A 22,877-nucleotide genomic window follows, 5' to 3' on the forward strand; every position below is an offset into this window, starting at 1 on the left:
ACTATAAAAGGATGTTAGGACCATCCTTTTTCATTTACGTTGATGAAAGAATCAATGTCCTCCCAAAACGGGAATATTCATTAAGCATCCTCCAATACCTTCCTTTTCGAACTATCCTAAAAAGAAGGATAATAAAGAGTCTTTATCCATATTCCACTTCCATTATGGGTTAACAAGAAGCCAGTTGAAAAATTCTTGTTGCACATTTTTCGTAGATGGAGGTAAAATAGAGATTGCTTTTAATTGATTCTCGTAGAAGCATTAGAAACATGAAGGATAAAATAAAAACTCCTCTTAAGATAAATTTATATTCGAAGCCATTCTTATGAAAAGAGCTATAAGAAAAATGAAAGTATACTATTTATCGATAGCTGGAGAAGAAGTAGGAATCTTCTTTTCCATCCTTCACTTTAATTATTTCTCGCATCAAAATTTCTCTTCACAAAAAGCGTTCGCCTCAAACAGAAGAATAACTTTCCCGCATTTCGAAATAAATGGTAGGGATAACTGAAAATATAAAAGAGTGGTGTAAAAATGGGATTAAATATATCTAGTTTAGAAAATATGAAATTAAAAGAGTTATATGAATTAGCTCGCGAATATAAAGTTGCCTATTATAGCAAGTTGACAAAAAAAGAACTGATTTTCTCCATTTTAAAAGCGAGAGCAGAGCAAGAAGGCTACTTCTTCATGGAAGGTGTTCTTGAAATTATTCAGTCAGAAGGATTCGGATTTTTAAGACCGATTAATTACTCTCCAAGTTCACAGGATATATACATTTCGGCGTCTCAAATTAGAAGATTTGATTTAAGAAATGGGGATAAAGTTTCGGGGAAAGTCCGCCCTCCGAAAGAAAACGAAAGATATTTTGGTTTACTTCAAGTAGAAGCCGTTAATGGCGATGATCCGGAGACAGCTAAAGAAAGAGTTCATTTTCCAGCCTTAACTCCCCTTTATCCAAATCGACAAATACATTTAGAAACTACACAGAGAAATGTATCTACTAGAATAATGGATGTGCTAGCACCAGTCGGTTTTGGGCAGCGTGGTCTTATTGTGGCTCCTCCAAAAGCAGGTAAAACGATGCTTATTAAGGAAATCGCAAATAGTATTACAACTAATCATCCAGAAGCGGAACTTATTGTTTTACTAATTGATGAAAGACCAGAGGAAGTTACAGATATCGAAAGATCTGTAAGTGGAGATGTAGTAAGCTCTACTTTTGATGAAGTTCCGGAAAATCATATTAAAGTCGCTGAATTAGTATTAGAAAGAGCGATGCGCCTTGTAGAGCATAAGCGTGATGTAATTATTTTGATGGATAGTATTACAAGATTAGCACGTGCTTATAACCTAGTTATTCCTCCAAGTGGTAGAACATTATCAGGGGGGATCGATCCAGGAGCATTCCACCGTCCGAAACGATTCTTCGGTGCAGCCCGTAACATAGAAGAGGGTGGTTCTTTAACTATATTAGCTACAGCCCTTGTAGATACTGGTTCTCGTATGGATGATGTTATTTATGAAGAATTTAAAGGTACAGGTAATATGGAACTTCATCTAGACCGTGCATTGGCAGAAAGAAGAATATTCCCTGCTATTGATATTAGACGTTCTGGAACGCGTAAAGAAGAGTTATTGATTCCGAAAGAGCATTTAGACAAGTTATGGGCTATTCGTAAATCGATGTCTGATTCACCAGACTTTGCTGAAAAGTTCTTAAGAAAATTAAGACAAACAAAAAGCAATGAAGACTTTTTTGCCATCCTTGGAGAACAAATGAAAGCAGGTACTGCTAAACGCTCTTAAGATAATAGAGATACAGGTAAGTTTTTAACCTTTCATTTGATAAAGAAAAACGTAAAGGTTTTTCATTATTTGGAAATTCAATGCAGTGTTAATAGTGTTGCAAAACAAGAATGTCCTTGTTATAATATAATCAATGTGTTTTAACAATTACAGTGCTTATGGCATTGTTTTATAACTCTGTTTCGAAAGTTGCAGGGCGGAAGGAGATGAAAAGGAATGAAAACAGGAATTCATCCAACTTATAACGAAATTACGGTGAAATGTGCTTGTGGTAACGAGTTCACAACTGGTTCTGTTAAAAAAGAAATCAAAGTTGAAACTTGTTCTGAATGCCATCCATTCTATACTGGACGTCAAAAATTTGCTGAAGCTGGCGGACGTGTTGATCGCTTCAACAAAAAATACGGTCTTAAGTAATATGAAATATCAAGAACAGGCAAGAAGTTACTTTTCTCCTTGCCTGTTTTTATTTTGGGCTATTATAGGATATTTAAGAATGAATGTAAGTTGATAACTTTTATTCTTAAGTATCTTATGGTATTTTTTTATCCCACTCTTAACGGACAGTAAGACTCCCCCCTTAAGCTTCTGAGAATACGAGGAAGCTAGGTGGGAGATTAACTATCTGTAAAGATCCGATTGGTTCAACTAACCATCAGTGGGGGAGAAAGGAAAACCCCCCGCTGATGCAAGTTTTACTTTATCCGTTTTTCTATCAAGATGCTGTTAAAAAATGATGATTGAGTCGAATATATTATTTCAATTAGTATCAATAGCTGTTAAAGTATGTAAGAGAGAATATTGGTAGTGATTATCCTACTTTGACTATTAAATAGAAAAAATATAAATAGAGTAAGGAAAGAGACAAGTTGTTTTTATTCTAGGAAGGAGCGGTTTCATGTATGTAATGAAACATCATGGATGGGTTGAAGTTATTTGTGGAAGTATGTTTTCAGGAAAATCAGAAGAACTCATCCGTCGTGTAAGAAGGGCACAATTTGCTAAGCAGAAGTATATAGTGTTTAAACCAAGTATTGATAACCGCTATAGTGAGGAATCAGTTGTCTCACATAATGGGACAGCAACAAATGCAATTCCTATTAGTAAATCAGCCGACATTTTTGAATATGTGACTTCCGATATAGAGATAGTTGCAATAGATGAAGTACAGTTTTTTGATGATGAAATTGTGGATGTTATTCAGCATCTGGCAAACAGTGGTCACCGGGTAATTTGTGCTGGCTTAGATCAAGACTTTAGAGGCGAGCCATTCGGGAAAATGCCAGAATTAATGGCAATTGCCGAGTTAGTAACAAAGCTTCAAGCGGTTTGTGCAGTTTGTGGCTCTCCAGCAAGCAGAACGCAAAGATTGATTAATGGAGCACCAGCTTGCTATGAAGATCCGATCATATTAGTAGGGGCATCTGAATCCTATGAACCAAGATGTCGCCACCATCATGAAGTACCTAGAAGTTCGGAGAAGGCAAATAAAGATAATACATCGAATGCATTATAAGAAAAGAGGCTCTTGTGAAGAATGAATTGGTCGTTCTTCATAAGAGCTTCTTTTTATTTGAATGTAAATATTCTTAAGAGAGAGCAGCGGTACAGGGTTATCAATTTACTACATTAGATAACAACACTAACTACAAACCATAACGTGTTACTGTACAGATATTTTTGTATGTGCTATTATAGAAATATCTTATTTTGCAGGAGGGCACTGAAAAAGTCCTCATAGGGATTTCATAGCGGGTAGATGAACGATTTGTCGTTCATCTACCCGTTTTTTTGGAATCCGTTGATTTCCGTTCCAGGCGGACGCTTTCCGCGGGCGAGGCCAATCCTCCTCGTCGCTGCGCTCCTGCGGGGTATCGGCTGTCTCGCTTTTCCCGCAGGAGTCGCCACCTTCCACTCCAATCAACTAGTGTTATTACCACGGAAAACCTATCTTTTCTCTAAAAAACGCCATTTTTCCTGTATACTAAAATAAATAAATACAGGTGGTGCTCCTCATGATTTCAAACCAAGAAACACTCAATTTAAGTCCATACATGGAGATTTATGACATCGTCGTGCCAAAAGATAACATGCTTCGTCAGATTAATGAACTGGTCGATTTTTCCTTTATTCTAGATGAGTTAAAAACAAAATACTGTTTAGATAATGGTCGAAATGCGATTCCGCCTATCCGTATGTTCAAGTATTTATTATTAAAGGCGATTCATGATGTATCGGACATTGATTTAGTAGAGCGTTCTAGATACGATATGTCCTTTAAATATTTCTTAGATATGGCGCCAGAAGATGACGTCATCGATCCAAGTTCACTGACAAAATTCCGTCGACTGCGTCTAAAAGATGTCGGTTTATTAGATATGTTAATTGGGAAAACCGTTGAAATCGCACTGGAAAAGAACATCATTAAAAGTAGCACAATTATTGTGGATGCCACGCATTCAAAAGCACGTTACAATCAAAAGTCACCAAAAGAGTTTTTACAAGAGAAATCCAAAAATGTTCGAAAAGCAATCTATAAAATTGATGAATCGATGAAAGAAAAGTTTCCTGCAAAAAATACTACTAATGATGTAAAAGATGAAGTAACTTACTGTGAAAAATTAATGGAAGTGATTGAAAAGGAACCAAAAATCGCACAAGTACCCGCTGTCAAAGAACGCTTAAATATGTTAAAGGAAGTTGTCGAGGATTACCAAGTGCACCTTTCCTATTCGTCAGATGCCGATGCACGAAAAGGTCATAAATCAGCTGACTCTTCTTTCTTTGGCTATAAAACACATATTGCGTTAAGTGATGAACGAATTATTACAGCCGCAGTCATCACGACAGGTGAAAAAAGTGATGGGAAGTACTTACAAGAATTGATCGAAAAAAGTAAACAAACAGGTATGGAAGTAAACACGGTAATTGGAGATACAGCTTATTCAGAGAAAGCGAATATTGACTATACGAAAAAAGAAAAAATTGCACTTGTTTCAAAGTTAAATCCAGCTATATCAGAAGGTAACCGAAAAGAAGAAGATACATTTGAATACAACAAAGATGCCGGACGATTTGTTTGTAAAGCAGGACATTTAGCAGTACGAAAAGCACGAACTGGTAAAAAGGGACAAACTAAAAACCAAGTAGAAACACATTATTTTGATATTGAAAAATGCAAGGTATGTCCATTACGGGATGGATGTTACAAGGAAGGTGCGAAAAGTAAAACCTATTCGGTAAGCTTAAAATCCGAAACACACGCAGAACAATTGGCCTTTCAACAAACGGATAAATTTATCCAGTTAGCGAAGGAGCGCTATAAAGTGGAAGCAAAAAATAGTGAGTTAAAAAATGGACACGGGTACGATACGGCATCGTCTACGGGTCTATTTGGCATGGAAATTCAAGGAGCCACAACAATATTCGCAGTGAACCTCAAGCGAATATTGACGCTATTAAACGAAAAAGAGTAAGAAATAGACAAAGAAAGAAGGCACTTTCTGTTCAAAATCGAACAGAAAGTGCCTTCTTTTTATTCTGAAAAACCGATACGCAATAAAAAGCGTAAGTTTTTCAGTGCCCTCTTTTGCAGAGGGGGTTTTTTCATTGGGAAGGCGTTATTGCGTATTGGCCAAGTGGCGAAATTAAGCGGATTGTCTACAAGAACAATTGATTATTATACAAGTAATAAATTGCTTCCTGTAACGCGGTCAGCTTCCAATTATCGTCTTTATTCGGAAGATGTTCTTCATACATTGGAACGAATCAAACTTTTGAAAAAACAACGAATGTCTATTGAGGAAATTCGAAAAGTCATTCAATCAACAGAAGACGAAGACATAGAACCAATTATGAATGAGGTACAGGCCGAAATTGCTTGCTTGCAAAAAAAACTGACATCATTGGAAGAAAAATTAAAAGATGCGCCGCAGGAAGAAAAAAAGAAAGTGTATCGTACACTTGAAACTAAATTATTAGACGTAATGAAATTACTGTCTTTAATGTAACTATTCCTGGAGGTGAATCCCTCAAAAGAGGGAAATAATTGGACATAATCACGATAACAAATTTATTTTTACTTGCACTATTATTAGTGCTGACGGCTTTCTTTGTTGGTTCTGAATTTGCTGTAGTTAAAATTCGTATGTCAAGAATAGAACAGTTAATTGCAGAAGGAAATAAAAAGGCAATTGTCGCCAAAAAGGTAGCTGGTGATTTAGACTATTATCTTTCGGCATGTCAACTAGGTATTACCGTTACAGCACTAGGACTCGGAGCGCTAGGAAAACCAGCAGTCGAAAAATTATTATATCCAGTGTTTGATCTGCTGAATGCTTCTCCATCAGTTGCGTCTGTTGCATCCTATGCTATCGCCTTTGCATTGGTAACTTTCCTGCATGTTGTGGTAGGAGAAATGGCTCCGAAAACACTTGCTATACAGTTCTCTGAAAAATTAACCTTAATGCTGGCACCGCCATTATATTGGTTTGGTAAAGTGATGAAACCTTTTATATGGGCATTAAATGGATCGGCGCAAGTATTGCTTCGTTTAATGGGGATAAAACCTGCTAAGCATGAACAGGCTTATTCAGAAGAAGAATTGAAAATAGTAATGACACAAAGTTATCAAGGTGGAGAAATTGACCAAACAGAGCTTGAATATATGGAAAATGTTTTCTCCTTTGATGAAAGAGTAGCAAAGGACATTATGGTTCCTAGAACTGAATTTGTTACGTTAAATAAAGATATGACCTATGACGAAATAGTAAAAGTATTGGATGAACATAATTATACACGCTATCCAGTAACAGAAGACGGAGATAAAGATCATATCGTTGGTGTCGTGAACGTAAAGAAAATGCTAACACAAATGGCTTGGGGCAGAAATCGCCAATTAGCAGAATTTGTTCGGGATCTTCCTGTCATTTTAGAAGTAACGCGCTTGCAAGATGCTTTGCTAAAAATGCAGCAAGAGAGAGTGCATATGTTGTTAGTAATCGATGAATATGGTGGTACGTCTGGTATTCTGACGATGGAAGATATTTTGGAAGAACTTGTTGGTGAAATCCGTGATGAGTTTGATGCAGATGAAGTAGCGGACATCCGCGAGTCGGGAAAGAATAAATATTTTATTAACGGCCGTGTGTTGCTAGATGAATTAGAAGAACGTTTTGGGATGCCGTTTGAAGAAAGCGAAGAACTTGATACAATTGCAGGTTGGATTCAATATCAGCTGTTAGATACCGCCAAGATTGGGGATCAAGTAGAGCAAGGAGACCGTTTATGGACGGTGACGGATATGGATAACTATCAAATTAAAGAGGTTAGTCTTACTCAAGGCGTAGTGAAAAACTAGCTAAGATGTGAAAAGCTGCTTTATCTATAAATCATGGAGGTGAACCCCTCAAGAACGAGGGAAATAATTGGACAGTATAATACTATTGAATTTGTTTTTAGTAGCAGTATTTATTATGTTAACAGCATTTTTCGTTGGTGCTGAATTCGCGATTTTAAAAGTGAGAATGTCAAGATTAGATCAACTAATTTCAGAAGGAAATAAAAAGGCAGTAATAGCAAAGAAAGTAGCGCATGACTTAGATTATTATTTATCTGCCTGTCAGCTTGGGATAACCATTACTGCATTGATTCTAGGAGCATTAGGAGAACCAACTGTAGAAAAGCTGCTTCATCCATTATTTGAAAGGTTTGATGTGCCTGGTGCTTTATCAACTGTGCTTTCTTATGCGATAGCTTTATCGGTTGTGTCCTTTTTACACGTTGTAATTGGAGAATTGGCTCCAAAGACATTAGCTATCCAATATGCAGAAAAAATGACGTTAATGCTAGCTCCTGGTTTGTATTGGTTTGGAAAAGTAACAAAGCCGATAATCCATGCATTAAATGGCTCATCGAGAGCAATTCTCGGATGGTTTGGGGTTAAACCGACTGGACATGAAACGGCTCATTCAGAAGAAGAATTAAAGTTGATTGTGACACAAAGCTATGAAAGTGGCGAAATCAACCAAACGGAATTAGCCTATTTAAAGAATATCTTTGCGTTTGACAATCGAATTCTAAAAGAAATCATGATTCCGAGGGAACAAATTGTAAATGTAGAATTAGAAATGACATTTGAAGAAGTTTTAACTGTTTTGGATAAACATGAATATACTCGATATCCTGTGACGAAAGATCGAACGAAGTTGGTGGGTTACGTAAATACTAAAGAGATGTTAACAAATGTAGTAGCAGGAAGAGAGACAAATATGGAAGAATTTATTCATGAGATGCCGATTTTTCTGCAAACATCACCAATTAAAACCGTGCTTCTTAAAATGCAGCAAGAAAGAGTGCATATGGCACTAGTGAAGAATGAAAGAGGCGTAATTGTAGGTCTTGTCACAATGGAAGATATTTTAGAAGAAATCGTTGGAGAAATTCGCGATGAATATGTAGGCGAAAAGCTACTACATTGATTTTACTAGTTTAATAGAAAGTAAAGTTTGTTGCAGTAAACCGCAACCTAAATACACTTTGCCTGTTTGGTCTATGTGTATTCAAGTTGCCTTAAAACAACAATCTTTTAGAAAAGAAAAAGAACAATATAGCTAAAACTCCGATAAATCCCATACTTTTTCAATTAGGATAGTAGGAATCCCTAAGAGAATTAGTAAGGAGAATTTATTGGAGTTTCTTTGTGAAAATGCAAATGTAAAAGAAAATTAGTTAGGATTGAGGTTTAGGTTTACTTGCTTTATCCATTGGCACTTGCTGAAAAGATAATGCTTGATTAAGCGTACTGTATGTTGGAACTTTCCCTAAACCAATTCCCAAGGTAGTAATCATTTGAGCGGTATCAGGACTTAATCCAGATAGAGTAGATTCAATACCAATGAAAGAAAGGATTTTAGTTAATTTCATTAGTTCATGTAAAACCATAGTATCGATAGAAGAAATACCAGATAAATCAATGAACAGATGTTGAATTCCTTCCTCTTTACATTTAACAGGAACTGTCTCTAAAATCAGTTTTGCTCGTAAGCTGTCGATATCTCCAATTAATGGAATGGCGCCAATAGACTCTGTAATCGGAATAACCGGAACACTTAGTTGCTGGATTAACTCTTGTTGAGAATGAAGTTTCTGTTTAGTATAAGTATGATACATGTTTGTGAATCGATTGGTCAATCGATCAAAAGTAAGGTGATATTTAGAACTCCATTGTAATACAAATTCGGTCGGGATATTATTTTGTTCAAGGATAAACTGTTCAATCGTGTTCCATATCGTTTGTCTCGTAATACTTAATGCTTCTAATACTTCATGAACAGGTGTTCCTAATTCTACTCTGCTTTTAGCAACCTCATTTGCCCATTGCTCTAGATTTTCAGCAAAAATATGCTCATCTTCTAAAAAAGCGCTTATGACGGTTTGAATCGTATATGCATGCTGTTTTTTCAGCAGCTGTTCAACAGACGGTGTGGAATTTTTTGAGTAAATAGACCCTTCTTCTCCATCTTTAATGGCAAACCACTTTTGGGTTATACTTGGGGCCTGGTCCATCACATATTGATAAATGGATTGATTGGTTAGGGACATATGGTCATACCCTCTCTTCTTATTATTAAGTCTATTATAATAGATTAATGAAAAAATGGCTCTCCTAATCATCTGCAAATACCATTTTTCATAAGAATTGGTTTTGACGGGGAAAATAGCCTATAATATAATGAATACGTTATGGATAAAAACGAGGTGAATAGTGTGTTTGATCGTCTTCAAGCTGTAGAGGATCGTTATGAAAAACTTAATGAATTATTAAGTGATCCTGAAATTGTAAATGATACAAAAAAACTGCGTGACTATTCGAAAGAACAATCGGATATTCAAGAGACAGTAGAAGTTTATCGTGAATATAAAGAAGTGAAAGAACAATATTTAGAAGCGAAAACAATGCTGGAAGAAAAGTTAGACCCAGAAATGCGCGAAATGGTTAAGGAAGAGTTAGATGAGACTGGTACACGCATTGAAGAATTAGAAGCACGCTTAAAAATTCTATTAATCCCTAAGGATCCTAATGATGATAAAAACGTTATTATGGAAATAAGAGGAGCAGCTGGTGGAGATGAAGCCGCACTATTTGCAGGTGATCTTTTCCGTATGTATAGTCGTTTCGCTGAGGCTCAAGGCTGGAAAATGGAAGTAATTGATGCAAGTTCAACAGGCGTTGGTGGCTACAAAGAAATCATTTTTATGATTAACGGAAAAGGCGCATACAGCAAATTGAAATTTGAAAATGGTGCTCATCGTGTACAACGTGTCCCAGAAACAGAATCTGGTGGTCGTATTCATACATCTACTGCAACAGTTGCATGTTTGCCTGAAGCAGAAGAGGTTGAAATTGAAATTCATGAAAAAGATATCCGCGTAGACACATTTGCTTCTAGTGGACCTGGAGGACAAAGTGTTAACACTACCATGTCTGCGGTACGCTTAACTCATATTCCAACAGGGACAGTTGTTTCCTGTCAGGATGAAAAATCACAGATTAAAAATAAAGAAAAAGCAATGAAGGTTTTAAGAGCACGTGTTTATGATAAATTCCAACAAGAAGCACAAGCAGAATATGATCAACAACGTAAATCAGCAGTAGGTACAGGGGATCGTTCGGAGCGAATTCGTACGTATAACTTCCCACAAAACCGTGTAACGGATCACCGTATTGGATTGACTATTCAAAAGCTAGATCAAATCCTTCAAGGAAAAATGGACGATATTATCGATGCACTTATTTTTGAAGAACAATCTAGTCGTTTGGAAAGTGCTTCTGATGTGTAAGGTATTCGAAGCCCTAAAATGGGCTTCTTCTTATTTAAAGGACCATAACAGAGAAGAATATGCAGCGGAGTTATTGGTAAGGCATACCTTACAAGTCAGTAGATCTGAAATGCTAATAAAATTTCGGGAAGACATGGAAGATGAACAATTCGAGAGCTTTCAAAAGCTAGTCTATTTACATGCCCAAGGACAACCAGTCCAGTATATTATTGGTCAAGAAGATTTTTATGGCAGAGCCTTTACAGTTAATAAGGAAGTGCTTATTCCTCGACCTGAAACAGAAGAGCTTGTACAATCTGCACTTGCACGGATAGACAGGCTGTTTGGAAAAAATGCAGCCTTAAAACTAGTAGATGTGGGAACAGGAAGCGGAGCAATTGCCGTGACTATGAAATTAGAAAATCCATCCTTGCAGGTAGTAGCTACTGATCTTTATGAAGTGTCCTTATCTGTAGCAAAGCAAAATGCAAAAAAACTAGGGGCCGAAGATATAGAGTTTATTCAAGGAGACCTGTTACAGCCACTTATGGAACAAGGGAGAAGTATTGACATTGTTCTTTCTAATCCTCCGTATATTCCAGAAGGGGACATCCAAACAATGTCTGACATTGTCACGGAATTTGAACCTCATAGAGCCCTCTTTGCAGGCGAAGATGGGCTAGTTCTTTATAGAAGGCTTTGTGAAGAATTACCGCTTGTTGTTAAAGAAAAAGCGATTATTGGATTTGAAGTAGGAGCAGGCCAAAGCAAGGCAGCTGCCAAGCTGTTAGAAACCGCTTTTCCGCAGGCAAAAGTAGAAGTACAATATGATATTAATGGCAAAGATCGAATGGTATTTGCAGAAGTAGGATTTTGAGCTATTTAACTTCTGTTTTTCGGTTGCTTTTAAACGAGGGTTTTATTTTTTAGAAAGATATATTCTAAACACAAGTTAAGGTGTGTGGGATATGTCTTTTTTATTGCCGATTTAGTTGGACCGTTTTTGGTAAAGGAGGGGGAGGCGCAAGTAAAGGTGCTAAACTCGCAAGTAAAGGTGCCAAACCCGCAAGTAAAAGTATGAAACTCGCAAGGAAAAGTGCCAAACCCACAAGTAAAATCGAAATCCCCAAACTAAAGCATAAAACCTTCAAGTACTAACACCAGAAAATTCACATATCTGCAAATAGTAGTTGCCTCTAGAAAACAACTCAAGAAAATGAATTTTACTAGTTTAAGATTCTATTAATCTGTCCAGACTGTGTTAGTGAAGGGGCGGTGCTAAAAGATGAAAAACAAACCGATGGCAACTATTTATTTATTTGTACTTATTCTATCTACTATTATGAGTTTATATATTCCTAAAAATGAAGTAACAGCAAATAGCGAGGTAATCATTCCAAATGATGCGATTCGTTTAAGAATATTAGCAAACAGTGATAAGGAAGAAGATCAGTCATTAAAAAGAAAAGTGAGAGACGCTGTAAATGAACAAATCACAAACTGGGTTTCAGAATTAACTTCTAAAGAGGCAGCGAAAGATTTATTGAAGGAAAAGTTACCAGAGATTCAAGAGATTGCTGAAAGAGTAGTAGAAGAAGAAAAAGCAAACCAAGCAGTTAATGTTACTTTTGACAAGGTTGATTTTCCAACCAAACTTTATGGTGAGTTTTTATATCCAGCTGGTCAATATGATGCAATTCTGATTACGTTAGGGGAAGGTGAAGGTGCGAATTGGTGGTGTGTCCTTTTCCCACCGCTATGTTTCTTAGACTTCTCTAACGGAGTAGCAGTCAGTGATGGATTTGAGGAAGAGAAGAAAGAAGAAAAAGCAGAGAAGAAAGAAGAAGAAACAACAAAGGAAAAGGCAGTAAAGGAAGAAAGGAAAGCGGAAGAGAAACAAGATCCTGTATTTGTTGAAGGGGAAAAAGAGGAGGAAGTAGAAGTGAAATTCTTCCTTGTAGAATTATGGGAAAAGATTTTTGGATGATATCTAGTACTAAATAGGTTTAAGAGAGATGCTTTTAATAAAGGCATCTTTTTTCTTTGTATAATCCTCAGACAAAAGCAATCTAAGAAATTTTACCTAATTATGCTTAAACTATTGACATTTTTCAGATAGTTAAGTGTTTTGTATACAAACATAAAAGTTTCCTTAGAGAAATAAATTGTCCATAAGGTATGTTTTTTGTGATGATGAAAAGTAGGAATACTAATGTGGAAATCCGTACTAACAGGATTGCTTATGACGTTTGTTTTTTTAACAGGATGCTCAAATGAATCAACAGAATCAATGGAAGAGATGTTGAAAGAGAGCGGTAAAACAGTTACTGAAATAAAAGATGAAACAGGAATTAGTAAATCTACGTTATATAGATATTTGGAAAGTGAAAGTTAAATATTCTGTATTAATCGCAAAATAAAAAAGCCGATGATTCCTTAGCGTAGGAAAAATCGGTTTTTCATTTCCATGAATTGTCTTAGCGTATGTTTTCCGCGTTTTGCTGGTAGGACCCCATCCGCCATCAAGCTAGCAATAACGAGTTACCCCAAAACGATAAAAACGAGTAAGATACACAAAATTTTCGTTCTGGGGTATTATGATCTCTTACCTTGATGGGCATGTGACGCTACCCCTAAATATAAAGATTATTTTACTCTCTTGTTTTTTGAACCCTTATATTCAATAAATGTGAAAGCTAATACGCCAATAAGAATACAAGAACTAACAATAGAATCTTTAGCATTACCATTATAAATTGAGAAAATTAATGGAATAATGGCAAATAAAGAAAATACTATAGTTCCTAAAATAAAATTTTTTTTCATTATTTCCCCCCATTAGTCTTCAATGTAGATATAAAATAATCTTCTAAAGTAGAATGATTTTCAGTTACCAAAGTGATTGATAGATTATCTTCTAGTATTTCCCCATTATTAATCAATATGAGCGTATCGCAAAAATGCTGGGCTACTTCTAATTGATGCGTAGATAAAAGAATGGCATTCCCGTTATTAACGTAATCCAGAAGAATTGCTTTGATTATCTTCATATTAATAGGATCAATACCTGAAATAAATTCATCCAGCAATAAAAGTGATGGATTACTTAATAAGGTTGTAAATAAAGCAATCTTTTTCTTATTCCCCAAAGATAAATCCTTCACTTTTTTGTGCAGCTCGTCATCCATATCGTAACGATAGAGGCTTTCATATGGATTTTTCTTCTTTATTTGAAACATGTCAATCATCATCTCTACATACTCAAAACCTGTTAATTCTTCATATAGCAAGGGATAGTCAGGGATAAACATAACTGGATTGGTTGACTTATAAAGTGATTTTTCATTTTCATTTATAATGATTTGACCTGATTCATGTTCTAATAGACCAACAATACAGTGATTCCAATTGCGTTTATATGTAAATACTGTGAAATACTAATGAAATCGGACATTAAAAGTGCTATAGGTAACATTAAACAAGGGATAAAAATACCTACTGTTAAGTACCTGATAAGGTTCCGTACTGCTTTTTGATCTGGATAATCTTCTAATTGTTCAATATTTAAAAAGTTGTAATGCGGACTAATCACTGATGGTAAAAATATTATGATAGTTAATAAAAAATAAAATAGTAGGTGAGATACCCCAACTATAATCGAAATATTTAAAGGAACTTGATTGATAATCATAAAAAGAATGTCACACACAATAAATAACGGAAGTGTAGTAATTAAAAATAATTGAAATTTATAAAGAAAAATTGACCAAGCATTTTTTTTAGACAAAAGATGCAAAATGATATGTTTGCCAACACTATCCATTGAGAACATTCCATTTAAGCCCCAGAACATTGTAAATACATAAAAAAATACAAAAAAGAAGAAATAAAAAGCTAGAATAAAATGATACATTTTATCGAATGGCTCAAAGACTTGAATAAAACTCGTAAATATGCCCAATTGAATCCAGAAAGACAATGGCCCTAGAAGTATAGGAAATCTATGAAAGAAATAGGTAGTACGAATATCATTTCTAATTAAAAAGGTTATATATGATTGTCTATTCACAATAGCACTTAGAGAAACAATCCACTTTTCATAAAAAGAAAATGGATAATAAATACCTTTAGATGGCTTACTTTTAGAAAAGGCAAGAAGGACTGTAAATCCAACAAATATAGTCAATATTACACTGGAAATTAGTAAGTCCTTTAAATCCAGTTCCCCCATGGCATAAGTTGCTAAGATACTATTCGGTAATAGAGAGAATGTAATTACATCTTTTATCGGTTCAAATAATTTTGCTAGAGAACTGGTGCCAAGTTGCATCCATTGGTAATATTTTTCAATATCAATTTCATTTGATGTTAGTGGGAAGTTTTTAATCCAAGGCACTAATCGATTACTCATATTTAAGGCTAGAACAAATAGAAAGCACCTTATCAGTATATTTGTAACAAGTCGTAATAAAAAATGATTTCGTTTCCTTTGTAAACACATATATTTATTATGGAAAATAGAACTTATTATTCCCAAAACTATAAAAAGCAAAAAAGTAATGAACAAAATTAAGATTATTTTTATTGGTGTTAGATTTAGTAAATACCCAAGTGATAATATGATTGGAACGTATGCCATTAGAAAAACTTTTGAATTCCAAGTTAAAGATTCTAAATAAATATAGATATTAGATTTTTGTTCGCTAGTCTTTAGATTTATCATTAACCAGTCTCTATCTACAGCCTGTAGCTGCCATTTAGATGAAGCGATTCCGGAAATTATTGCATTTATAAATATAATGAAAAAAAGTAATGACCATAATAGAAAATGATTTTCCCTTAAAGAATACAGAATTTGAAGAGCAAGGGTTGATAAGATTCCTGATGGTTGATCACTTACAGTTAATTTTTCATTTAGGATAGTTGTTTTAAAAAGTAAGTAACTACCTCCTAGAAGGGTACTAAAGCTTATCAAACTCCATAATACTACCCAAACCCAAATATTTTTTACCTGTTTTATTTTTTTAAAAAAAATGAAATTGTTCATTTGACTTTTCCATCTAATTTTTAATTTCCATTTAATCCAATTAATTAACAAAAAAAGCCCACCTTTTTCTTTGCTTGAAAAGTACTAGATATAACGTATTTTATGTAGTTATGCTTCTAACCAATTTACTAATAATAACCAACACGGCACCTATAACTAGATAAACCCACCATTCAAAATTAACCTCTGGTCCAAAGTCAGGCATTATCCTAGTTAAGAACATAATAAGTGCAAACGAACCTGCTCCAAAAAAACCGGCCTTCCAGAAGGCTCGTCTTCTTTGCTTTTTATTAACGAAAAGTGTCGAACGAATAAGTTTGAAAATAACGAACACTCCGAAAGCAGTAACAATCATAATTACAGTTAATAGCACAATACTATTACCAAGTGAAATAGTTTCATCTACTTTTGTAAACTTTAGTAAAACAAGGTTTACCATTCCATAAATTAAACTGAACCACCCTAGTAAATTGAACACTAGAGAAAACACATAAGGAATGACATTTCGTTTCTTCTCGTGCGGAAGTCCTGCTATTAGCTCATCTGCGTATTTTCGTGGGTGAGACCCAAATAAGTTAGTCGCTGTCTTTCCGTCTTCCTGTCCTTCTAAAAGATGATCAAGTAAATCCATTAGAAGTTCCTCACTTTCGTGCTCGGCTACTCGTAAATCGGTTCTGATATATAGTGAAAAATCCTCATATAATAATTCATTCTCGGCATTTAATAGCTTACGTTTTTCATTATTTTCATTGATTAATTGTTTTGTGCTTCGCATTGTTTTCACCTCTTTTTAATAAATTGCTAACTGGACTTGCAATCAGCATCCACTCTTTTGCAATCCGTTCAAGCTCCTCTGTTCCATTATCCGTTAAAAAATAGTATTTTCGGTTAGGACCTGAATCAGAAGGCCTCATTTCACTACGAATAAATCCGTTTTTCTGCAATCTCAGTAACACTGGATAAATCGTCCCATCACTTATATCAGGCAGTTCAGCTTTTTGTAGCTTTTGTGATAATTCATATCCATAAATGGCCTGCTCTTCTACGATCGCCATAACACATGCATCTAGAATTCCTTTTAACAATTGACTTCTTATCGTCAAGCTCTTCCCCCCATTACCTTGTAATACAAGATAGCGTTTTATATTTATAACTAATTTGCATTACAAGATAGCTAATTACAATATATATAGATACTCTTTTATTGTCAAACAAAACCTCTATACTTTTTTAATTTACACATTTAACATGCCAAATGAATTTTCCCTTTTAGCCCAGATAACATGCATTTTCCGTATTTTTTTGATACGACTCTTAAATGTTTTAATCAGTCTAACTGTACATTTTAAACCATAATCTTATATTTTCACACTATGGTTAGAACAACTTGTTTAGTTGTAGCTTTGAAAAAAGTTTGATCAAGAATGTCCCTTGATTCTTTTCTTTTATGGGGAAATTAGGGTCATATGCAAGACAAAATAAATTAGCTACTGCTTTACGAGAAATGGGAAGAATTGAAAAGACCATTTTTATTTTGGATTACATATCTAACGAAGCCCTACGTCGTCGCATTCAACGAGGATTAAATAAAGGTGAAGCGATGAACGCTCTTGCAAGAGCTTTATTCTTTAGGAAACGAGGATTCCAAGATCAGCTTCAACGCGCCAGTGCATTAAACATTTTAATTAACGCCATTAGCATATGGAACACTGTATATCTTACTGAAGCCGCAAAATTGCTGAAAGAAAAAGGAGCTTTACGAGAAGACTTACTAAAACATATTTCCCCATTGGGATGGGAACATATTAATTTTCTTGGGGAATACACGTTTGATATGAACAAAGTAGCAAGTTTAAATTCACTCCGTCCCCTTATCCGATAAAATAAAGGCCGATGATTCCTTAGCGTAGGAAAAATCGGCTTTATTCATGTCGAATTTTGCTTAGCGTATGTTTTCCGCGTTTTGTTGGTAGGACCCCATTAAGTAGTATATTTGGGATCTTGTCCGCATTTATTGGCTATTATATGGCTGTATGGTTAGATACTTCTATCTCTGGAGCCATGGCCTTCTCGACGGGAATCATTTTTATGATAAGTTTTCTTGGCTCGCCAAAATATGGAGTTTTAGCAAAGTACATTTCAAGAAGAAAACCTAATCAGAGAACATATAAAATCAGCTAAGAGATTGTCTTATAAGTACTCTTCTTAAAAAAGGCTAAATTATAGCCGCTTTTAAGAAGAGTACTAGTGGACAATCTTTTTTTGTTAGTTATGCGCTTCCAGTATTCTATCTAATCGAATAATAAAAATTAATCAGAAAATTATAGATTTTACAGCGAGTACTATTGTATAATCAAAGCATAAATTAAACACAAATGTACAGTGAATACATTTTAAACAAAAGTGTTCAAAAGGGGAGCCTGATAATGGAAGTTGCATTGAGAAATATGTTTCAGTCATTAGCTAAGAATAAGTCTGCAAATAAACTAGCTCGCAAATATGGTCTTCGCTTTGGAGCAAAACGCTTTGTTTCTGGAGAAACCATTGCAGAGGCAATTTCAAAAGTCACAGAATTAAACAAATCGGGTAGAGTAGTCACGCTAGATCATTTGGGGGAATTTGTCTACACCAAAGAAGAAGCTAATGAGTCCGCCATTATGTCTCTGAAAACATTGGATGAGATTCATGCATCAGGAGTTCAATCGCATCTATCGGTAAAAATGACTTCTCTTGGGTTAGATATTGATAAAGATTTATGCTTAAACAACATGCGAAAGATTGTTTCCAGAGCAAACCAATACGGAAATTTTGTCCGCATCGATATGGAAGACTATGCACATTGTCAAATAACCATCGATATATATGAAGAGCTCCGCAAAGAATTTGATAACGTTGGTTTAGTTATTCAAGCTTATTTATATCGGACAGAAGAAGATATGAAGCATTTGAATGAATTAAAGGCAAATCTGCGTTTGGTGAAAGGAGCGTATAAAGAGTCGCCAGATGTAGCCTTTCCGGAGAAAAAAGATGTAGATGAAAATTATAAAAAGATTATTGAAATGCATATGTTAAACGGAAACTACGCAGCTGTTGCAAGCCATGATGAAAAAATAATTCAATTTACAAAAGAACTTGCAGCTAAGCATGGGATTGATAAAGACAAGTTTGAATTCCAAATGTTATATGGAATATGTGAAGATTTACAAAATAAGCTAGTGAAAGAAGGCTACAAAGTAAGAGTGTATGTACCCTACGGAAAAGATTGGTTTGGCTACTTTATGAGAAGATTAGCAGAAAGACCAGCAAACGTGTGGTTTATCTTGAAAAATTTGTTTAAATAAGCCAGTAAAAGAGCTCCCCTTTTACCCTACTTATCCTACTCTTAACGGACAGTAAGATTCTCCCCTCAAGCTTAGGAGAATACGAGGGAGATAGGTGGGAGATCAACTGTCCGTTAAGGCCCGATTGGTTCAACTAACTATCAGTGGAGGAGGAAGGAACCCCCACTGATGGAAGTTTCACTTTATATAGTAAGATTAGTAGATTTAAAGAATGAAAGAAAATTTCAAATAAAAGGAGAAATAAAAATGACGAACATTACGAGTATCCCCCCTTATAAAAACGAACCATTTACTGATTTTACAAAGGTTGAAAACCAACATGCGATGGAAGCGGCTATTCAAAAAGTAAAAGGAGAATTAGGAAAAACGTTTCCCCTTGTAATTGGTAAAGATAAAATTATTACAGAAGAAAAAACAGTTTCCATCAATCCGGCAAATGTAGATGAAGTAATCGGTAAAGTTAGTAAAGGAAATAAGGAATATGCAGAAAAGGCCATGCAAGAAGCGTTACATACTTTTGAAACATGGAAGAAGGTAGAAGCCTCTGAGCGTGCTGAATATTTGTTTAAAGCAGCGCAGTTGATGAGAGAAAGAAAGCATGAATTTTCTGCTTACTTAATCTTAGAGTCAGGGAAGAATTGGGCAGAAGCAGATGCGGATACTGCTGAGGCAATTGATTTTCTTGAGTTTTATGGAAGAGAAATGCTCCGTTTAAGTGAAACATCCATCCATCAACCGCTTTATCCAACAGTTGGTGAAGTAGATAATAAAATTACCTATATTCCGCTTGGGGTAGGCATCGTTATTTCTCCATTTAACTTCCCACTTGCTATTATGGCAGGGACAACGGTTGCTGGAGTAGTTTCTGGGAATACAGTTATCTTAAAGCCATCTGATAATACACCAGTTGTAGCTGCCAAGTTTGTAGAGTTAATGGAAGAAGTAGGTTTGCCATCGGGTGTTATTAATTATCTTCCTGGAGATAGTTTGGAAGTTGGCGAATACTTAGTAGAACATCCGAAAACAAGATTTATCTCCTTCACTGGATCTCGTGCAGTAGGATGTCGCATCTATGAACGTGCATCTGTTGTGCAGCCAGGACAAATCTGGTTAAAACGTATTGTCGCTGAAATGGGCGGAAAAGATGGCATTGTCGTTGATGAGACAGCAGATCTTGACGCGGCAGCAGAAGCAATTGTTGCAGCAGCATTCGGTTTCCAAGGGCAGAAATGTTCCGCTGGATCAAGAGCAATCATTGTAGAATCTGTATACGATGAAGTAGTGGAAAAAGTAGTAGCTCGAACGAAAAATTTAACAATTGGTCTTCCGGAAACAAACGCAGCAGTAGGACCGGTTATTGACGAAAAGGCATTAAATAAAATATTAGGCTATATTGAAATTGGAAAAGACGAAGGAAAACTAGTAACAGGTGGGTCTCGTGCAAAAGGAAACGGTTATTATATGGAACCAACGATTTTTGCTGACGTTCCTGCAGACGCTCGTATTATGAAAGAAGAAATTTTTGGTCCAGTTCTAGCAATCTGTAAAGTACCTGATTGGAAAACTGGTATTAAAGTATATAATGATACGGATTATGGATTAACAGGCTCATTTTTTTCCACAAAAGAAGACCGAATCGAATACGCTTTAGAAAATCAGCATTGCGGCAATCTGTATATTAACAAAAAATGTACAGGAGCATTAGTAGGAGTACATCCATTCGGCGGCTTTAACATGTCTGGAACAGACTCAAAAGCTGGAGGATTCGACTACCTCTTACTCTTCACACAAGCAAAATTAAGCACTAGAAGAGTACTGTAATAATAAGAGATTGAGTGTTGCTTTTTATGGAAGGAATACCGACCAGGCTTAAGTGTAGTCCTATGGGAAGTAAAGTGTACTTCGCCTGCGATTTAGATTAAAACAAATCTTATCAAGCTGTTTCCATTTTGGAACACAAGAATATTACTAGAAAGAAGTAAAAACTTCTGCATATTAATTATTCAAGTGTATGCCTTTTTTGGAGACAGCTTTTTCTATAACATAAATCCCATCCATTATCCCCTTATTGGAAAAAACGCTTATTTAGTGATAAATTATCAATAATAAGGAAAGAAAGGATAAAGATATGTTTACAGATTCACAAATGAAGATAGAAACTTCATTTACCATCCTCTCAGATGATGAAAAAGTCGGTACCCTAACAGAAGTATTACAAGATTACTCCTATATCATTATAGAAAGTAAGCAGCTATTTGTGATTGGAAAAGCAGAGCGATTCCTTGTAGCAGCTGTTAGGAAGGATCAAAAGATAAAAGACTGGTTACAAATAAGCGAACTATTACCCTCAGAGTATTTTTCCATACAGGATATACAAAATGAAAAGATAAATTGGTTAAGACCAGTAATTATAAAGAAACAAAATGAATATCAAGGCATCGTGACCGCTGCTGAAAGAATTCGATCTTTGCAAAGGGAAAATAAGTATATCATGACTTATTTTGAAACACTTGCAGAAACAATGAATGATGCTGTAACAGCGGTAGATAATAATGGAACAGTATTTTACTGGAACAGTGTAGCCGAAGATACGTATCACATAAAAAAAGAAGCGATTATTGGTAAAAAAATTGGAGAGCATTTCGACTCAGAATCGATTCAATTACATCAAATTTTAAAAGTGGGAAATCCAATTAGGGGTACTTATCATCGTCCAAATGAACATACACATGTGTTAATTAACGCTTCACCTGTTCTTGTGGATAATAAAATCATAGGTGGTATTTCAACAGAACATGATATAACAAAGTTAATTCACTTAAATCAGGAATTAGATTCGAATTCAGTACTTTATGTACAAAAAGAGGCACCTTTTTCATCTGTATTATCAAGTAGCAAAGAGGTGAAAAGAGCGGTAGAAATTGCACAAAAAGTAGCCTCAGCAGAAATACCTGTTCTTATTTCTGGAGAAACAGGCACTGGAAAAGAACAGCTTGCACAAGCCATTCATTATGGGGGATCTAAAAGGAAGAATCCACTTTTATCATTGAATTGTTCCACGATTCCAAAAGATTTAATAGAAATGGAACTGTTTGGATATCAGAAAATGACCTTTGATTCTGGAGATACAGAAGAGATAGAAGGAAAGGTAGAACAGGCAGAAACAGGAACGCTATTTATTGAAGAAGTGGATAAGATGCCTTTAGCTGTTCAGGAAAAACTTCTGCACTATATGACAGAACAATCTTTTACTAGAGTTGGAGGAGAACCGCAGAAAAAACCAGCAACAAGGTTTATTTTATCTTCTACCCAGCCTCTAGGAGAGTTAGTAAGAAAAGGGGAATTTAATGAAAAGCTTTATTACCAAATAAGTGTTATCCATATTGAAATCCCTCCACTTCGCAAACGAAAAGAAGATATACCACATTTAGTTAATAATTTTATTAAAATGTATAACGAAAAATATGCTAAAAAGATAACGAAAATAAATGAACAAGCATTGCATATTTTATGTGCATATGATTGGCCAGGCAATATAAAAGAGTTAAAAAATGTGATAGAGCATAGTGTGTTAGTAAGTGAAGGCAATAATGAATTAACACTTGAATATATCCCTGCTGAAATTGTGGATAACTATAAGGTTTCTATTCAAGGGGGAAAAGGGAATAAAGAAGATAATGAAATGGAACGAATAGAAGAAGCACTCAAAAAAACATATGGAAATAAGAGCGCAGCAGCCACATTGTTAGGAATCTCAAGAGGAACTTTATATAACAAAATAAAAGAGTTTGGTTTAAAGTAAGAAATCTAGCATTTTTTCTCCACCTTTGCATAGTAATAGAATAAATACTAGAAGATGG

20 protein-coding genes and 1 pseudogene are annotated in these 22,877 nt (G+C 35.2%); 15 read left to right on the plus strand and 6 right to left on the minus strand.

The window, feature by feature from the left end; genetic code table 11:
• Window positions 1-534: 534 nt before the first annotated feature.
• From rho to NST60_RS13090, 7 genes are all read left to right on the plus strand, one after another.
• On the plus strand, window positions 535-1,809 hold the full coding sequence (gene rho, locus NST60_RS13060) for a transcription termination factor Rho (protein WP_016202506.1): 1,275 nt from the start codon (window positions 535-537) through the stop codon (window positions 1,807-1,809).
• A gap of 216 nt (window positions 1,810-2,025) precedes the next feature.
• The gene (gene rpmE, locus NST60_RS13065; protein WP_016202505.1) at window positions 2,026-2,226 is read left to right on the plus strand and encodes a 50S ribosomal protein L31; all 201 of its coding nucleotides are present in this window, start codon (window positions 2,026-2,028) and stop codon (window positions 2,224-2,226) included.
• Window positions 2,227-2,707: 481 nt separating this feature from the next.
• Window positions 2,708-3,325, plus strand: coding sequence for a thymidine kinase (locus NST60_RS13070; RefSeq protein ID WP_016202504.1), 618 nt, complete (start codon window positions 2,708-2,710; stop codon window positions 3,323-3,325).
• Between the two features lie 499 nt (window positions 3,326-3,824).
• Entirely contained in the window at window positions 3,825-5,285 is a 1,461-nt protein-coding gene (locus NST60_RS13075) for an IS1182 family transposase (RefSeq protein ID WP_341098173.1), read from the plus strand.
• A gap of 147 nt (window positions 5,286-5,432) precedes the next feature.
• Window positions 5,433-5,819, plus strand: a complete 387-nt coding sequence (locus NST60_RS13080) for a MerR family transcriptional regulator (RefSeq protein WP_016202503.1) — start codon at window positions 5,433-5,435, stop codon at window positions 5,817-5,819.
• Between the two features lie 38 nt (window positions 5,820-5,857).
• Window positions 5,858-7,168, plus strand: a complete 1,311-nt coding sequence (locus NST60_RS13085) for a hemolysin family protein (protein WP_016202502.1) — start codon at window positions 5,858-5,860, stop codon at window positions 7,166-7,168.
• 67 nt (window positions 7,169-7,235) lie between these two features.
• Window positions 7,236-8,288 carry a hemolysin family protein gene (locus tag NST60_RS13090; RefSeq protein ID WP_016202501.1) on the plus strand — a complete coding sequence of 351 codons (1,053 nt, stop codon included), beginning with the start codon at window positions 7,236-7,238 and terminating at the stop codon, window positions 8,286-8,288.
• 250 nt (window positions 8,289-8,538) lie between these two features.
• Here NST60_RS13090 and NST60_RS13095 read toward each other — a convergent pair whose 3' ends face one another.
• On the minus strand, window positions 8,539-9,411 hold the full coding sequence (locus NST60_RS13095) for an STAS domain-containing protein (protein WP_169189392.1): 873 nt from the start codon (window positions 9,409-9,411) through the stop codon (window positions 8,539-8,541).
• Between the two features lie 165 nt (window positions 9,412-9,576).
• Between NST60_RS13095 and prfA the strand changes: the two genes are divergently transcribed.
• From prfA to NST60_RS13115, 4 genes are all read left to right on the plus strand, one after another.
• Complete coding sequence (gene prfA / locus NST60_RS13100; protein ID WP_101729865.1) at window positions 9,577-10,650, plus strand: peptide chain release factor 1; 1,074 nt, start codon at window positions 9,577-9,579, stop codon at window positions 10,648-10,650.
• Window positions 10,643-11,506 (plus strand): peptide chain release factor N(5)-glutamine methyltransferase, encoded by an 864-nt coding sequence (gene prmC, locus NST60_RS13105; protein WP_169189391.1) that lies wholly within the window; start codon window positions 10,643-10,645, stop codon window positions 11,504-11,506. The genes prfA and prmC overlap by 8 nt, the downstream gene beginning before the upstream one ends.
• A gap of 408 nt (window positions 11,507-11,914) precedes the next feature.
• Complete coding sequence (gene spoIIR, locus NST60_RS13110; protein ID WP_224427363.1) at window positions 11,915-12,616, plus strand: stage II sporulation protein R; 702 nt, start codon at window positions 11,915-11,917, stop codon at window positions 12,614-12,616.
• A 225-nt stretch (window positions 12,617-12,841) separates the two neighbouring features.
• A complete protein-coding gene (locus NST60_RS13115) occupies window positions 12,842-13,024 on the plus strand; it encodes a helix-turn-helix domain-containing protein (RefSeq protein WP_016202496.1) in 183 nt (60 codons plus the stop codon).
• Window positions 13,025-13,275: 251 nt separating this feature from the next.
• Here the strand turns inward: NST60_RS13115 and NST60_RS13120 are convergent, their stop codons facing one another.
• The 5 genes from NST60_RS13120 to NST60_RS13140 are packed head-to-tail and all read right to left on the minus strand — an operon-like array spanning window position 13,276 to window position 16,779.
• Window positions 13,276-13,455, minus strand: a complete 180-nt coding sequence (locus NST60_RS13120) for a hypothetical protein (RefSeq protein WP_341098927.1) — start codon at window positions 13,453-13,455, stop codon at window positions 13,276-13,278.
• A complete protein-coding gene (locus NST60_RS13125; RefSeq protein ID WP_341099849.1) occupies window positions 13,455-14,024 on the minus strand; it encodes an AAA family ATPase in 570 nt (189 codons plus the stop codon). Before NST60_RS13125 ends, NST60_RS13120 begins: the two co-directional genes overlap by 1 nt.
• A complete protein-coding gene (locus tag NST60_RS13130; RefSeq protein ID WP_341098928.1) occupies window positions 14,009-15,727 on the minus strand; it encodes a hypothetical protein in 1,719 nt (572 codons plus the stop codon). The genes NST60_RS13125 and NST60_RS13130 overlap by 16 nt, the downstream gene beginning before the upstream one ends.
• Window positions 15,728-15,776: 49 nt before the next feature.
• Window positions 15,777-16,451, minus strand: coding sequence for a DUF1129 family protein (locus NST60_RS13135; protein ID WP_016204773.1), 675 nt, complete (start codon window positions 16,449-16,451; stop codon window positions 15,777-15,779).
• Window positions 16,423-16,779, minus strand: a complete 357-nt coding sequence (locus tag NST60_RS13140) for a PadR family transcriptional regulator (RefSeq protein ID WP_016204774.1) — start codon at window positions 16,777-16,779, stop codon at window positions 16,423-16,425. The genes NST60_RS13135 and NST60_RS13140 overlap by 29 nt, the downstream gene beginning before the upstream one ends.
• A gap of 350 nt (window positions 16,780-17,129) precedes the next feature.
• Here NST60_RS13140 and NST60_RS13145 point away from each other — a divergent pair.
• The 4 genes and pseudogenes from NST60_RS13145 to NST60_RS13165 form a co-directional block, all read left to right on the plus strand.
• Window positions 17,130-17,558 (plus strand): annotated as a pseudogene (locus NST60_RS13145) (Tn3 family transposase); the annotation flags it as partial.
• Between the two features lie 544 nt (window positions 17,559-18,102).
• Window positions 18,103-19,017: a proline dehydrogenase family protein gene (locus NST60_RS13155; protein WP_016204776.1), complete on the plus strand. Its 915-nt coding sequence runs from the start codon at window positions 18,103-18,105 to the stop codon at window positions 19,015-19,017.
• Window positions 19,018-19,263: 246 nt separating this feature from the next.
• Window positions 19,264-20,838 carry an L-glutamate gamma-semialdehyde dehydrogenase gene (gene pruA / locus NST60_RS13160; RefSeq protein ID WP_341098929.1) on the plus strand — a complete coding sequence of 525 codons (1,575 nt, stop codon included), beginning with the start codon at window positions 19,264-19,266 and terminating at the stop codon, window positions 20,836-20,838.
• Between the two features lie 307 nt (window positions 20,839-21,145).
• Entirely contained in the window at window positions 21,146-22,819 is a 1,674-nt protein-coding gene (locus NST60_RS13165) for a sigma-54 interaction domain-containing protein (protein ID WP_341098931.1), read from the plus strand.
• Window positions 22,820-22,877 lie beyond the last annotated feature (58 nt).

Source organism: Niallia sp. FSL W8-1348 (genome assembly GCF_038006745.1).
Lineage (GTDB): Bacteria > Bacillota > Bacilli > Bacillales > Cytobacillaceae > Niallia > Niallia alba.

Coding starts and splice junctions, on each gene's coding strand:
- rho (WP_016202506.1), top strand. CDS start 535: ATGGGATTAAATATATCTAGTTTAGAAAATATGAAATTAAAAGAGTTA.
- rpmE (WP_016202505.1), top strand. CDS start 2,026: ATGAAAACAGGAATTCATCCAACTTATAACGAAATTACGGTGAAATGT.
- NST60_RS13070 (WP_016202504.1), top strand. CDS start 2,708: ATGTATGTAATGAAACATCATGGATGGGTTGAAGTTATTTGTGGAAGT.
- NST60_RS13075 (WP_341098173.1), top strand. CDS start 3,825: ATGATTTCAAACCAAGAAACACTCAATTTAAGTCCATACATGGAGATT.
- NST60_RS13095 (WP_169189392.1), bottom strand. CDS start 9,411: ATGTCCCTAACCAATCAATCCATTTATCAATATGTGATGGACCAGGCC.
- prmC (WP_169189391.1), top strand. CDS start 10,643: ATGTGTAAGGTATTCGAAGCCCTAAAATGGGCTTCTTCTTATTTAAAG.
- spoIIR (WP_224427363.1), top strand. CDS start 11,915: ATGAAAAACAAACCGATGGCAACTATTTATTTATTTGTACTTATTCTA.
- NST60_RS13115 (WP_016202496.1), top strand. CDS start 12,842: ATGTGGAAATCCGTACTAACAGGATTGCTTATGACGTTTGTTTTTTTA.
- NST60_RS13120 (WP_341098927.1), bottom strand. CDS start 13,455: ATGAAAAAAAATTTTATTTTAGGAACTATAGTATTTTCTTTATTTGCC.
- NST60_RS13135 (WP_016204773.1), bottom strand. CDS start 16,451: ATGCGAAGCACAAAACAATTAATCAATGAAAATAATGAAAAACGTAAG.
- NST60_RS13155 (WP_016204776.1), top strand. CDS start 18,103: ATGGAAGTTGCATTGAGAAATATGTTTCAGTCATTAGCTAAGAATAAG.
- pruA (WP_341098929.1), top strand. CDS start 19,264: ATGACGAACATTACGAGTATCCCCCCTTATAAAAACGAACCATTTACT.
- NST60_RS13165 (WP_341098931.1), top strand. CDS start 21,146: ATGTTTACAGATTCACAAATGAAGATAGAAACTTCATTTACCATCCTC.